We start from the raw sequence: 13,307 nt of genomic DNA on the forward strand, positions 1-13,307 counted from the left end.
TACCGATGTCGTCCCCCCACCTGGCGCCACCGCTCGACGTCGAGCTGCGTCCCGGCCGGACCCCGCTCCTGCAGGTCGAACCCACCGCCGATGCCCTGGGCTGGGCGGCCCAGCACCGGGACGGGCTGCGGGCAGGCGTGGCGCGGCACGGCGCCGTCCTCGTCCGCGGCCTCGGGCTGCGTGACGCGGCGCAGGTCGCGGCCGTGTTCCAGCGGCTCGGCACCGGCCTGATGGCCGAGCGGGAGGCGTTCGCTCCGCGGCAGACGTACTACGAGGGCGTCTACTCCTCGACGAAGTGGCCCGCGAACCAGCCGATGTGCATGCACCACGAGCTGAGCTACAGCCTCGAGACCCCCTCCCTGATGCTGTTCGCGTGCCTGACCCCACCGGTGTCGGGTGGCGTCACCGGGGTGGCGGACTCGACGGCCGTGATGAACGGGCTGCCCCCGGATCTGGTGCAGCGGTTCGCACGCGAGGGCTGGATGCTCGTTCGCAACTACAACGACGAGATCGGGGCGTCCTACGCCGACGCGTTCGGCACGGCCGACCGCGGCGCCGTCGAGGCCTACTGCCGGGCGAACGCAATCGAGTTCGAGTGGCGGCCCGACGGCGGCCTGCGCACGCGTCAGCGGCGCCACGCGCTGGTCGGGCACCCGGTCACCGGGCAGGCGTGCTGGTTCAACCAGATCGCCTTCCTCAACGAGTGGACGATGGACCCCGACGTGCACGAGTACCTCGTGGAGGCGTACGGCGCCGACGGCCTGCCGTTCACGACCTGCTTCGGCGGGGGCGAGCCGGTCGGAGAGGACATCGTCGAGCTGCTCAACCGGGTCTACGAGGCCAACACCCTCCGGGAGCCGTGGCAGGCGGGCGACCTGATGCTCGTCGACAACGTGCGGATGGCGCACAGCCGGGAGCCGTACCAGGGCGAGCGCGATGTGCTGGTCGGCATGTCCGAGCCACTGCGGATGCCCGTGCCCGGAGGTGCCCGGTGAGTGGCGTGCCGCCGTTCGTGGTGATCTCCGGTGCGCAGGTCCAGCGCGCGCTGCAGGGGCGGGAGAAGCAGATCGTCGAGCTGGTCGACGCCGTCTACCGGCTGCACGGCGCGGGCGACTCGGTGAACCCGCCGTCCTACTTCCTGCGGTTCCCGGACCGCCCGACCGCCCGGATCATCGCGCTGCCCGCCTCGATCGGCGGGTCGATCCGGGTCGACGGCCTGAAGTGGATCTCCAGCTTCCCGGAGAACGTGGCCGCCGGCATCCCGCGGGCGTCGGCCGTGCTGATCCTCAACGACCACGACACCGGCTACCCGTTCGCCTGCATGGAGAGCTCCATCATCAGCGCCTGCCGGACGGCGGCGTCGGCGGCACTGGGGGCGGACCGGCTCACCCGGGGGAGGGCCCGACCGGCCCGTGTCGGGTTCGTCGGGACCGGGCTGATCGCCCGGTACATCCACACGTTCCTGGCCGGCACCGGCTGGTCGTTCGACGAGATCGGCGTGCACGACCTGTCCGCCGACAGCGCGGCAGGCTTCCGCGGTCACCTGGAGCGGTCCGGGGTGGCGGGGCGCATCACGGTGCACGACAGCGCCGAGCAGCTGATCCGCTCGTCCGACCTGGTCGTGTTCGCCACCGTGGCAGGCGCGCCGCACGTCCACGACGTCTCGTGGTTCGCGCACAACCCGGTGGTGCTGCACGTGTCCCTGCGCGACCTCGCGCCGGAGATCCTGCTCGCCTCCACCAACGTCGTCGACGATGTCGAGCACTGCCTCAAGGCCGACACCTCGCCACACCTGGTCGAGCAGCGAACCGGCAACCGGGACTTCCTGCTCGGCACGCTGGACGACGTGATGGCCGGCCGGGTGAGCGTGCCACCGGACCGGCCGGTGGTGTTCTCCCCGTTCGGCCTCGGCGTCCTGGACCTGGCGGTGGGCAAGTACGTCTACGACGAGATGGCCCGCTCGGGCGAGCTGCACGTCATCGACGGCTTCTTCCACGAGCTGAGCCGCCACGGATGAGCGCCCAGCTGACAGCGGGGCGCCGCCTCGTCGCGGTGGGCCTGCTGTCGCTGCTGCTGGGAGCCGGGAGCGCCGGGGCCGCCGACGCCGCCGGGATCGTGATCGAGCCCGACCACGTCGAGCCCGGCGCCCGGGACGTCACGCTGGTCTTCCGCACCACCGACAGCGACCCGGCGGCGCCCACCACCGGCTTCCAGCTGTTCCTGCCCACCGGACGGCCGCTCGTCGGGGTCACCGCGTCGGCCCCGCCCGGGTGGACGGCGGACCTCACCACGACCGTGCTCCCGACGCCCGCCCCGAGCACGGACGGCCCGGTGAGCGAGGTCGTTTCGGCCGTCTCGTGGACGGCCACCGAGCCGCGGACCGCCGCGCCGGTGGACTTCACCCTGCACGTCGACCTGATGCCGGAGGGCGCAGGCCCGGTCCGCTTCCGGGCGGCCGGCACGGACGCGGCCGGGAACACGGTCGAATGGGCGGACAGCTGGGCCGAGGGTGGCCCGAAGCCGGCGCACGATGCGCTGAAGCTGCCGCTGGGCGCGGCGCCCCGCCCACCCGAGCCGGCGGGCGCGCCCAGCCATCACCACGGGGTTTCGGCGACGGCCCTGCCGGCCGGGGCGGCCGGCCCGGCCGGCATCGCCACGGCCGCGGCCGGGCTGCTGGCCACAGCGGCCGCCCTGACAACGCTGGTGGTAATGCTCTCCCGCCGCCAGAGAAGACGCTTCGAGAAGCTGGGCCGCGACGGCTGAGCATCATGGAGCCATGGTGATTTTTTCTGGGCTTCAGGCAGCAGTATGGCTCCATAACGCCCCTTGTGGATAGCTTGTGGATGCGGGTTCGACATCGTCGGCCGTCTCCTGCAGCTTGATCGTATGGCTCTTCCTCCTCTGCCCCTCCTGTTTCGTGGGTCCGAGGCCGTGGCGTGCGGGGTGCTCACGCGGGCCCAGCTGCGCGGGACCGCGGTACACAGGCTTTGCCGCGACATCTACACGTTGTCGAGTACGCAGGTCACCCACGAACTGCGCTGCCGTGCCCTCGCGATGGCGCTCCCGCAGGGCACGGTGATCACCGGGCGGTCGGCGGCCACGGTGCGCGGAGTACGACTGTGCTGGCCAGAGGACGATGTGCAGGTCCTCGCCCCGTTGGAGGCGCGGCTCGGTCGCCGTAGCGGGTTGGACGTTCGGCGGACCGACGTCGCGCCGGACGAGTGGGAGCCATGGTCGGGTGGCCGGATTGCCACTCCGTTGCGCATGGCCCTCGACCTGCTGCTCGCTCGCCCTCTGCCCGATGCGGTCGCGGACCTGGATGCCGTACTGCGCGCCGGGAAGGTCGACCGCGACACGGTCGCGCGGATGCTGGCGGAGCGATCCGACAACGGGATCGTCGTCGCGCGGCGCGCCGTCGAGCTCACCGATCCGCGCGCCGAGTCGCTGCCGGAGTCGAAGCTGCGGGTGCACCTCGTGCTGGACGGCCTCGACCCGGTGCCCCAGTACTGGCTCGAAGACCGGGCCGGTCGCATCGCCCGAGTCGATCTCACACTCCCGGAGCACAAGCTCGCGATCGAGTACGACGGCGACTGGCGCGACGGCGAGTCGTCGGCGCTGAACCGCGACCGCGACAGACTGAACCGCGTCCAGTCACTGAACTGGAGAGTGGTATTCGTAACCGCCCCCCTCCTGCGCAACGCCCCAAAGATGCTCCAGACGGTGCGAGCAGCAATCCCCAGCTGAGAATTATGGAGCCATACTGCTGTCTGAAGGCCCTCAAAAGAGCACTATGGCTCCATGACGCGGGTGCATTCGTCCCGTTACTGTCGAATACGCAGCGAGCCCGGCCGCGTGGGAGGCGACCGGGCTCGGGGGGATGGCGGGGTTCAGGGGCCGGGATCGAGGGCGGCACCGATGTCGCGCAGCCGCGCTGCGTGTGCGCGGGCGTGGTGGGCGCAGAACAGGAGCTCGCCTCCGGTCGGCAGCAGCGCCCTGACCCGCGCCGCGGCGTTGCAGCGGTCGCAGCGGTCGTGCCGGGTCGGCGCGGCGTGCACGGTGCTGGCTGTGGCGCTCACGCCGGCACTCCCGTCCCGAGCAGCGCCCGGCCGGACGCGGTGAGCAGGGCCCGTCCCGACTCCGTGGCGGCGGCGATCAGGCCGGCCGATGCGAGGCGGGATCCGGCGAACTGGTCGGCGAAGAACTTGCCGTCGACAACGAGCGCATTGTCCGATGCGGAGATATTGCACCGGCCGGCGGCGACAGCCCGGAGAACAGCACGGTCTCGATTCGTAAGGGCGGCGGCGGTCATGGTGCTCATCGTCGTTCTCCTTCCGGTCCGGCATTTCCGGTGACCGTTGAAGGATGCTCCTGGCCGCTCAGGCGATACATGGCGCTGGCCCTACGGACCCAGGGGAGGACCCGCCTTTGGAAGGTGGGGTGGACCCCACCCGGTCAGCCCGCGAGGTTCAGCAGCGTGATCGTGCCGTCGCGGAGGTTGCTGACGTAGCCCGTGGTCCCGTCCGGGTGCACCGCGACGGACGTGGGCGAGTTGCCGGTCGGGAGGGTGGCCGTCACCGTCATCGTGTCGGCGTTGATCACCGAAACCGTGTGGTCCGCGACGTTGGCGGTGTAGGCGAACCGGCCGTCCGGATGCCACGTGATGTCCTGCGGGTTGCCCCCGACCGGGATCCGCGCGACGACCTGCTCGGTGTTCGTGTCGATCATCGTGACGGTGCCGGAGTCGTAGTTGACGTTGGCCACCAGCGGCCGTGTCGGGTGCACCGCAACGCTGTGCGGGCTCTTGTCGACGGGTACCTCGGCGAGCACGGCGTTGTTCGACATGTCGAGCACGGACACCACGTTGGACTCGTGGTTCGCGACGTAGGCGCGGGTGCCGTCGTTCGAGAACTCGATCCAGTGCGGGTTCGGCGCCACCTTGATCTCGGTCGTCACCTCGTTGGTCGCGGTGTCGATCACGGAGATCGTGCCGGAGTCGTGGTTGGGCACGTACAGCAGCTTCCCGTCGCGGGTAACGGCGGCGAGGTACGGCCTGGTGCGCACGGGGATCGTCGCGACGATCGAGTTGCTGGTGGTGTCGAGCACCCCGACGGCGACGATCGTGCGCGCCTCGTTCCAGATGCTGACGTAGATCGTCCGGCCGTCCGGGGAGAACGCGAGGAACTGCGGCGGGCCCGCCTCCACCGGGATCGTGGCGGTCACGCGGTCAACGGCGGTGTCGATGACGGTGACGACGCCTTCGGTCCGGTTCGCGACGTAGGCCTGGCGCCCGTTCGGTGAGATGACGACGAATCCGGAGGTGGGTCCGGCCGGGATCGTCGCGCCGATCGAGGGCACCGCAACGCTCGACGCGGGGGGCGGCGCCCCGGGTGTGGCCGGTTCCGGCTCCGGCGCGGGAGCGGGCGCCGGTTCCGAGGGCGCCGGCTGCGCGGTGGGCGACTGCTGGCCGGGCCAGAACCGGTCGACGGCGACGTAGGCGAGCCCGCCGAGCACGGCGAGCACCGCGACCACCGCGGCCACGACGAGCAGCACGCGCCGCTCGCGGCCCCGGCCGCCGCCGGTGGCGGGAGGCGGCGGTGGTCCGAAGGGGGGTCGGGTCCCCGGTCGACCATGCACCTGTCCGGGAGGGGGCGGTGGATGTCCGTAGCTCGGGTACGCGGGGGGTGGTTCGGTTACGGGGATCGGTGTCACGAACGGGGGTGTCGACCCCTCGCCCGCGTCACGCGGCTGCGGGAACTCGGGCCCGGCGGGCGCGGTGGGGACCTCTCCCGGACGTCCCCCGTCGGGCCGGGCATCGGTCGGAACGGCCGTCGGGAACCCGCCGACGGGCGGGGCGGCGCCTGCCGCGCCGCTGCGCACGTCGGCCCCACCGGCGCGCGCCAGTGCGGCCGCCCCCAGCGCCACCGCGTACTTCGGGTGCGCGTCGACGACGGTCGGACGGCCCAGCTCCTCGGAGATCATCCGCGACACCAGCGGGATCCGCGACGACCCACCGACCAGCAGCACGGCGGAGAGTTGGCTCGGGTCGACGTTCGCCGAGCGCAACGTGCGCACGAGGGTGCCGATCGTGGACTCGATCGGCGCCCGGATCATGTCCTCGAACTCGGCCCGCGTCAGCCGCACGTCGAAGTGCCGGTTGGGCAGGAACACGGGGATCGTCGTCTCGGTGTCGACCGAGAGCGCCTCCTTGGCCAGCACGCAGTCCTGGTTCAGCCGGGCGAGCGCGATGCTGGTCTGCGGGTCGCTCATGTCGAGTTCGGTGAGCGCGCCGCCCGCCACGTAGTTGACGTGGGAGAGGATCGACTCGTCGAAGTCGACTCCGCCGAGGCGCTCGATCCCCTCCGGGATGCCGAGGATCTCGATGCCGTTCGGGTGCTTGCGCAGCACGGTGGCGTCGAACGTGCCGCCGCCCAGGTCGTACACGGCGATGGTCTCGCCGTCGGACAGGTGGCGGGATGCGGCGTAGTGCGCCGCCGCGGCCTCGGGCTCCGTGACCATCCGCGGTGCCGTGAGCCCCGCGACGTGCGGGACCTCGTCGAACAGCTCCCTGCGGAACGGCCCCCAGTTGGCCGGATGGGTGAGCACCACGCTCTCCGGCTTCGCGCCCTCGGTCTCGGTGACCTTGGCCAGTACGTCGTGCAACAGGGCGCCGAGCAGGGCGGTGACCGCGTAGGGCGTGCCCCCGAGCATCACCGGCGTCGGGTCGCCGAGGCGGCGCTTGAACTCACGTCCGATCCGGTCAGGGCTGCTGACCGCTCTCCTGGTGGCCGCGTCGCCGGAGACGAGGGCACCGTCCTCGTGCAGGTACACGACGGCCGGTGTCACCACCGAGCGGTCGCCGAGGGTGAACATCTCGACACGGGTGTTGGTGGCAAGCGCGGCTGCGACGAAAGTCGTTCCGAGGTCCACACCGAGGTGATAGCCCACTGTCCCCTCCCAGGGCCGGGTCTCGAGTTCCTCGTCGGCGCTCGATGGGATGTCATTACCGTTCTTGCCGGATTCGTGGGAAACAAGGGGGACAGCCCTACCTGGGGTGGGGCGCACCCCATTCACGGGCGGGTGTGGGGGTCGGACGATGGGCGCATGATGCTCGAGCCAGCGCAGCGCGCCGGCGACGCTCCCCGTAGCGACTCCGAGCAGCACGCGCCTTCCGGACCGACGCTTCCCGGCACCCGGCTCCCGGCCCCCACGCCGGAGGCGCGCCTGCACGCCGAACGCGAACAGTGGCGGCTTCGCCGCGGCGTCGAACGCCAGCTGCACGACGGCGCCGCACTGCGGATCTCCGCGCTCACGCTGCAGCTCGGCCTCTTGCGACACCGCCCGGCCGACGGCGACCTGGACACCGCCATCGACGGCGTCCAGGACGAGCTGCACGCGGTGCTGCAGGAGCTGCGCGACGTCGCGGGCAAGATCTACCCGCCGCTGCTCGACGAGGCCGGCCTCGGACCGGCGCTGCGCGAGGTGGCCGACCAGGTGGACTCATCCGTGCGGGTGAGCGCCTCCGACGACCGCTTCGGGCCCGCGGCTGAGGGCGCCGCCTACTTCGCCGTGGTCGGGTGCCTGGAGGCCGTGGCCGGAGATGGGCCGTCCGGCACGGCCGGCCTCGACGTCGTCGTACGGCGGGAGGACGACACCCTCGCCGTGGACGTCGCCGGGGTCGAGCTGCGCCACGCCGACGCGATGCTGGGCGCCGTCCGGCACCTGGACGGCGTGATCGACGTGGCGGGTGGACCGCTCGTCGGCACGATCACTGTGAGGATCCCATGCGAGTAGCACTTGCCGAGGACGGTGCCCTCTTCCGCGAGGGCCTGCTCATGCTGCTGGAGGCGGCGGGGCACGAGGTCGTGGGCAGCACCGCCGACGGCGACTCCCTCGTCAAGCTGCTGGCCGAGGAACCTGCGGACATCGCCATCCTCGACATCCGGATGCCGCCCGAACCCGACGGCGGCCTGGTCACGGCGGAACGCCTGCGCGCCGCGCACCCGGACATGGGGCTGCTGTTCCTGTCCCACTACGCCGAGTCGCACTACCTGATGCGCATCCTGCAGATCGGTACGGAGGCCGTCGGCTACCGCCTCAAGGAGAAGGTGGGCAGTGTCGATGTCCTCAGCGACACGCTCACGCGGATCAGCAGCGGTGAGATCGTCATCGAGCCGGTGCTCGCCAGGCGGCTGGTGGAGCGACCGCGCGGGGAGCGGAAGGGGACCGTCTCCACGCTGTCCGAGCGGGAGCTCGACGTGCTGCGCCTCATGGCGGAAGGCCGGTCCAACAACGGCATCGCGGGCCAGCTGTTCGTCACGGCGAAGGCGGTCGAGAAGCACATCGCCAGCATCTTCGGCAAGCTGAACCTGCACCCCGACACCACGGAACACCACCGGAGGGTGCTGGCCGTGCTCACTTACCTGCGCTCGCAGCGCGACGGCGAGTGACCTGCATCGATGTCCCCATCTCGCTCGTCCGCCCGATTGGCGCCGATCGCCGCGGCGCATAGCGTGACCGGACCGGGCCATGGCCCGATCGGGCGTCGATCGGAAGCGCGATGAATCGGATGATCGCGGCACGGCTGCTGCGGGCGTCGCTCGTCGCCTGCGGTGCCGCCGCGGTGCTCGTCGTCGTGGTCGACTGGTCGGGCCGCGTGGTGGGGCACGGCCCGCTCGAGATCCTCGTGCCCTTCGTGGCCGCGGGGCTCGCCGCGGTCGGGCTCGGAGCCGCCCAGCCGCGGATCGACCGGCTCGTCGAGCGGCTCACCCACCACCGCGAGGTCACGCCGTACTCGTCGCTGGCGGCGGCCGCGGCGCGCATCCGGGCGGGAGCGCTGGAGCAGGCGCTGCCGGGCCTCGCGCAGGTACTCGCCGACGGCACCGGCGCCGTCCACGCGGTCGTGTGGCTCGCCGTCGGCGACCGGCTGGTGGGTGCGGCGGAGCACCCACCGCAGCCACCCGACACCGGCGCCGCCACCGCGGAGAACCTGGGGGTGCTGCTCGCCCGGCCGGATGTCGACCACGTCGTCCCGGTGCTGGAGGGCACCGTCCTGCGGGCGGCGCTCTCGATCACCAAGCCCGGAGCGGCCATCACCCCCGGCGACCAGGAGCTCGTCCGGGACGTCGCCAACGGCGCCGCGCTGCTGCTGCGTGGCGTGGCGCTCAACGCCGAGCTCGCGGAGCGGGTGCGCCGCGCCGACGACCTCGCCCGCGAGCTGCGCGCGTCCCGACAGCGCCTCGCCCGTGCGCGGGAGGTGGAGCGCAGGCGGCTCGTCATGGAGCTGGGCAACGCGACGAGCGTCCGGCTGGCCGCCCTGCGGGACGACGTCAGGGCCGCCGGCGGGGACCTCGGCCGCGTGCCCGGGGACCCTGCCGAGTTCGACAGCGCGTCGGCGCAGCAGGCGCTCGCGCGGGCCCGGATCGCGCTCGACGAGCTGCTCGACCGGTTCCGTCTCATCGCTCGCGGTGTCTATCCCGCCGTGCTGCGCGACCAGGGACCCACCGCTGCCCTCGACGAGGTGGCAGCGGACCTGCCCAGGCCGGTGCGGCTGACCGGCGGGCTCGGCGGCCGCCTGGACTACGAGATCGAGTCGGGCGTCTACTACGTGGTCGCGGCGGCGCTCGGCGCACTGGCGTCCGGTCCGGACGCGGGCGAGCTGCTCGTGCACCTCGACCACGCCGACGCCCATGTGACGGTGCGCATCGAGGACCCGGCCGCCGCCAAGGGCCCCGAGGACCTCCGCGCGGAGCTCGCCGACGAGAGCGAGCGGCTCGTCGCGCTCGGCGGTGATCTCACGATCACGTCCACCGCTCCCGGCGCGGTCGAACTGCGCGTCCGGCTTCCCGACCGGCTGGAGCCGGTCGTCGAGAGCAGCGTCGGTGCTGAGCTGAGGGTCCCGTGACCACCGTGGCCGCGAGCGCTCCGAGACGCATGCTCGCCCTCGCGGCTTACTGGGTGCTACTGGCCGGCTGCGCCGTGCTGTCGCTGCTGTCGCTCGCCGCCGGTGCGATCGGATGGCTGGCGAGCCAGGACCCGTTGATCGACTGGCTCGGGGTGCAGGGCGTCCTCGACTACGGCCTCAGCACGCTCTCGATCGTGGTCGCGGGCGCGTTGGTCGCCGGGAGGGACAAGAACTGGTCGACCCGGCTGCTGCTGCTGGCGATGGTCGCCTCGGCGGGGGCCTTCAACGTGCAGGCGATCGCCACGGTCATGGTGGCCGACCTGGCGACGGGCCTGCAGATCGGCCTGCTCCACCAGGAGTTGCTGCCGGGCGTGGCGATCGCGGCGTACATCCTCGCGCTGCTGGTCTTCCCGCCGGAGCGAGAGCCGCGCGCCGCCGGGCGGGCCCTCACCACACCGGTGGCCGTCGGGGCCGGCGTGCTACTGCTGACCGGACTCGGCACAGCGCTGCTGCCGCCCATCGTGAGCTGCGTGCTGTTCCTCGGGTTCATCGGGCCGGTCGTCGGCGTCATGGCCCTGCCGGGTCACATCAGGGGTGCACCGACGGCGACGGCGCGCACCCAGGCGCGGTTGCTGTTCAGCGTGGTCGCGGTCGTCTCCGCCATCGCGATCGTGCTCGCGGTGATCACATTGCTGATGTGGGCGACCGGGTTGGGCAGCCTGCTCCACCTGGCCGCCCCGGCCACAGGCGTGGGTGGGTCCGACGGCGGCGAGCCGACCGCCCTGCTGTTCTGGTTCTCCCGGCTCGCCGCCGTCTCGATCGCCGGTGCGGTGTTCGTCGCGACCCGGCCGGGCGGTCTGTGGAACGTGGAGCGCCTGTTCAGCCGCGGGCTCGCGGTTGGGCTCACGACAGCACTGGTCGGTGGCGGCTACTGCGTCGTGCGCAGCACGACGAGTCTGCTGGTCGAGGACGGTGCGCTCGCCCCGGTCGTGCTCGCGACCGTTCTGGCGGCGGTGACGCTGCGGCCCGCCTACGTGCGGGCCGAACGGTGGACCGACCAGCTCCTCTTCGGCACCCGGCCCACCCCGTACAGCGTGCTCGCCGGCGTCACGGCGCTCTCCCGCGTCACCGCGACCGACGCTCCCGACCTGGCGCGGGTGGCGGAGGCCGTCGGGCGCGGGCTCGGGGCCGCCACCTGCCGGCTGACGGTCACCCGGCCCGGGCTGCGCGACCGCAGCTACACCTGGTCCGAGGGGAAGGAGCACGGTCCGGGCGAGCTCGTCGAGGTGGCGGTCCGCCACGGGACGGAAGTCATCGGCACGCTCGCGGTGGACTACGCGGCCGTCGCCGGCCTGCAGGAGCAGCGGCGACACCTGCTGGAGGACGTCGCCGACAGCCTCGGCGCCGTGCTGCAGGCGAGCCGGTACGGCATCGAGCTGGAGCGCCAGCTGCGGGCCGCCCTCGCGCACGCGAGTGAGATCGCCGCTTCGCGCCGCGCCGTCGTCGCCGAGATGGACGGGGAGCGGCGACGGATCGAGCGGGACCTGCACGACGGCGCGCAGCACCACCTGGTGTCGCTGCGGCTCACCCTCGGCCTGGTCGAGCACCAGTTGGCCACGGCGCAGTTCGACAAGGCACGGGAGCGGCTCGAGCAGGTCGCCGACCAGATCGACATGGCCGAGTCGGTCCTCGCGGAGACCGCCACGGGGGTGTCGTCGCCGCTGCTCGCCGAGGTGGGGCTCCTCAGGGCGCTGGAGAAGGAGCTGGCGGGCGGGCAGCCACCGGTCGAGGTGAACGCGAACGCCGTGAACGGCAACGGCCGGTTCCCCCACGACGTCGAGTCGGCGGTGTACTTCTGCTGCCTGGAGGCGGTGAACAACGCGCGCAAGCACGCGGAGGGCGCCACGATCGCGGTGCGCCTGTCCACCGAGGGCAGCCGGCTGCGCTTCCGCGTGCAGGACGACGGCCCGGGCTGGGACCAGAGCCGCGTGACGGAGTCGCCCGGGCGCGGCCTGCGCAACGTCGCCACCCGGATCAGCGCGGTGGGCGGGCGGATCGAGGTGCGGTCCGCTTCCGGAGAGGGCACCACGGTGGAGGGCTTCGTGCCCCTGCCCGAACCCGTCGCGCCGCAGGTTCCGCTCCCGGCGGAGCGCCCCGTCCCGGCGCGCTCCCACCCCGCGTCGGCGCTGCCCCTCCTCGACCAGGTGCGCGAGGCGGTGCGGGAGGCGCTGGAGCGCTACCGGGACACCGAGCACGTCGACGTCGTCCGGGCGTTCGCCGAGCGGCTCGACGCACCGCTGCGGATCTCGGTGCCGGGTGCCGACGGCGGGCCGCCCGCCCTCCTGGAGGCGCTCGCCGCGCTCGATCCGCCGGACGGCGCCCCGATGCTCGCCGGCGCGGCGCTGGTCGATGCCGCGCCACCGGCCGACGCGCTCGTACTGCTGCTCCGGCGCGGCGCCGACGGTGACGTGCAGCTGCCCGACCTGCCCGGTGGGTCCCCGCTGCACCGTCCCGCCCACGCCGTCGGCGCCCTCGCCGTCGAGGGACCGATCGACGCGTCGGCGCGCGGCGCGGCGGCCGAGTGCGCGGCCCGGCCCGACGTCCGCCGGCTGTGCCACGTGGTGGTGCCCGTTGCCCCGGCCCTCGCGCGGGCCGCTGCCGAGCTCTCCGACGAGCAGCACTGCGCGCTGCAGGCCCGGGCAACCGCGCAGCCGGGACACGCGGTCGAGGGCGTCGCCGTGGCGGCGGGCGCCACCACCGGTGCGCCGTCCGCCCTGCGCGCCCCGGCGCGCGTGCCCGTGCAGGCGAGGCCACTGCCCTTCGGGCCCGCGGCCGTGGCGTTCGCCGTGGCGGCGATCCGGTCCGGGCGGGCGCCGACGCGGGAGGCGCTCGCCGCCGCGCTGGTGCAGGGGAGCGGCCTGCCCCTGTTGCGCGAGCTGGTGAGCGAGCGGCTGGTCCGGCGGGCGGACGCTCTGAAGGCGCGTTCGGTGCTGCTGGCCCTCGAAGACCTCGTCCGAGTCGCGCCGCCGCCGGAGGGCGGCCACTCGCTGCGCTACCAGCTGGACCGGATCAGGGCCGAGGCGCACGCGCTGGTGGAGTTCGACGTCGTGGACGCGCTGCGGGAAGGGAAGGCCGATCTCCCCGACGGCGAGCGGCACGCCGCCGAGCGGTTGCTGGGCGCAGCAGGCTCCGATCCCCGCACCCGGCTCGGGCTGGATCGCGACGCCGGACGGGCGGAGATCGTGGCGGCGGCCGCGGAGCAGCTGGCCGGCTGGCAGCGCCGCGCGGCGAACCCGCTCTCCGGAGTCGATCTGCGGAGGACGGCGGACGTCCTCCTCCAGGTGTGCGAGCGGATGCTCGTGAGCGAAGGCGAGCTCACCCGTACGCGCGGGTGACAGGTTTCCTG

Annotated in this window: 11 protein-coding genes; 8 read left to right on the plus strand and 3 right to left on the minus strand. The window is 73.0% G+C overall.

Going from position 1 to position 13,307, the window contains the following annotated elements:
* Window positions 1-5: 5 nt before the first annotated feature.
* The 4 genes from FB388_RS02420 to FB388_RS02435 all read left to right on the plus strand — a co-directional run bounded on the left by FB388_RS02420 (window position 6) and on the right by FB388_RS02435 (window position 3,744).
* Window positions 6-995 carry a TauD/TfdA family dioxygenase gene (locus tag FB388_RS02420; protein ID WP_142096255.1) on the plus strand — a complete coding sequence of 330 codons (990 nt, stop codon included), beginning with the start codon at window positions 6-8 and terminating at the stop codon, window positions 993-995.
* Complete coding sequence (gene sbnB, locus FB388_RS02425) at window positions 992-2,017, plus strand: 2,3-diaminopropionate biosynthesis protein SbnB (RefSeq protein ID WP_142096258.1); 1,026 nt, start codon at window positions 992-994, stop codon at window positions 2,015-2,017. The genes FB388_RS02420 and sbnB overlap by 4 nt, the downstream gene beginning before the upstream one ends.
* The gene (locus FB388_RS02430; protein WP_142096261.1) at window positions 2,014-2,763 is read left to right on the plus strand and encodes a DUF1775 domain-containing protein; all 750 of its coding nucleotides are present in this window, start codon (window positions 2,014-2,016) and stop codon (window positions 2,761-2,763) included. Before sbnB ends, FB388_RS02430 begins: the two co-directional genes overlap by 4 nt.
* A 243-nt stretch (window positions 2,764-3,006) precedes the next feature.
* On the plus strand, window positions 3,007-3,744 hold the full coding sequence (locus tag FB388_RS02435) for an endonuclease domain-containing protein (RefSeq protein WP_142096264.1): 738 nt from the start codon (window positions 3,007-3,009) through the stop codon (window positions 3,742-3,744).
* Between the two features lie 143 nt (window positions 3,745-3,887).
* Here the strand turns inward: FB388_RS02435 and FB388_RS02440 are convergent, their stop codons facing one another.
* The 3 genes from FB388_RS02440 to FB388_RS02450 form a co-directional block, all read right to left on the minus strand.
* Window positions 3,888-4,076: a DUF7455 domain-containing protein gene (locus FB388_RS02440; protein ID WP_142096267.1), complete on the minus strand. Its 189-nt coding sequence runs from the start codon at window positions 4,074-4,076 to the stop codon at window positions 3,888-3,890.
* A complete protein-coding gene (locus FB388_RS02445) occupies window positions 4,073-4,318 on the minus strand; it encodes a hypothetical protein (RefSeq protein ID WP_142096269.1) in 246 nt (81 codons plus the stop codon). The genes FB388_RS02440 and FB388_RS02445 overlap by 4 nt, the downstream gene beginning before the upstream one ends.
* 134 nt (window positions 4,319-4,452) lie before the next feature.
* A complete protein-coding gene (locus FB388_RS02450; protein ID WP_246121512.1) occupies window positions 4,453-6,927 on the minus strand; it encodes an Hsp70 family protein in 2,475 nt (824 codons plus the stop codon).
* A gap of 174 nt (window positions 6,928-7,101) precedes the next feature.
* Here FB388_RS02450 and FB388_RS02455 point away from each other — a divergent pair, with 174 nt between their 5' ends.
* From FB388_RS02455 to FB388_RS02470, 4 genes are all read left to right on the plus strand, one after another.
* Window positions 7,102-7,791, plus strand: a complete 690-nt coding sequence (locus tag FB388_RS02455; protein WP_142096274.1) for a histidine kinase — start codon at window positions 7,102-7,104, stop codon at window positions 7,789-7,791.
* Window positions 7,782-8,447 (plus strand): LuxR C-terminal-related transcriptional regulator, encoded by a 666-nt coding sequence (locus FB388_RS02460; RefSeq protein ID WP_142096277.1) that lies wholly within the window; start codon window positions 7,782-7,784, stop codon window positions 8,445-8,447. Before FB388_RS02455 ends, FB388_RS02460 begins: the two co-directional genes overlap by 10 nt.
* 119 nt (window positions 8,448-8,566) lie before the next feature.
* Complete coding sequence (locus FB388_RS02465; protein WP_170225440.1) at window positions 8,567-9,901, plus strand: hypothetical protein; 1,335 nt, start codon at window positions 8,567-8,569, stop codon at window positions 9,899-9,901.
* On the plus strand, window positions 9,898-13,296 hold the full coding sequence (locus FB388_RS02470) for an ATP-binding protein (RefSeq protein ID WP_142096283.1): 3,399 nt from the start codon (window positions 9,898-9,900) through the stop codon (window positions 13,294-13,296). Before FB388_RS02465 ends, FB388_RS02470 begins: the two co-directional genes overlap by 4 nt.
* Window positions 13,297-13,307 lie beyond the last annotated feature (11 nt).

Source organism: Pseudonocardia cypriaca, from assembly GCF_006717045.1.
In the GTDB taxonomy this organism is placed as follows: domain Bacteria; phylum Actinomycetota; class Actinomycetes; order Mycobacteriales; family Pseudonocardiaceae; genus Pseudonocardia; species Pseudonocardia cypriaca.

Coding starts and splice junctions, on each gene's coding strand:
- FB388_RS02455 (WP_142096274.1), top strand. CDS start 7,102: ATGATGCTCGAGCCAGCGCAGCGCGCCGGCGACGCTCCCCGTAGCGAC.
- FB388_RS02445 (WP_142096269.1), bottom strand. CDS start 4,318: ATGAGCACCATGACCGCCGCCGCCCTTACGAATCGAGACCGTGCTGTT.
- FB388_RS02465 (WP_170225440.1), top strand. CDS start 8,567: ATGATCGCGGCACGGCTGCTGCGGGCGTCGCTCGTCGCCTGCGGTGCC.
- FB388_RS02420 (WP_142096255.1), top strand. CDS start 6: ATGTCGTCCCCCCACCTGGCGCCACCGCTCGACGTCGAGCTGCGTCCC.
- FB388_RS02430 (WP_142096261.1), top strand. CDS start 2,014: ATGAGCGCCCAGCTGACAGCGGGGCGCCGCCTCGTCGCGGTGGGCCTG.
- FB388_RS02460 (WP_142096277.1), top strand. CDS start 7,782: ATGCGAGTAGCACTTGCCGAGGACGGTGCCCTCTTCCGCGAGGGCCTG.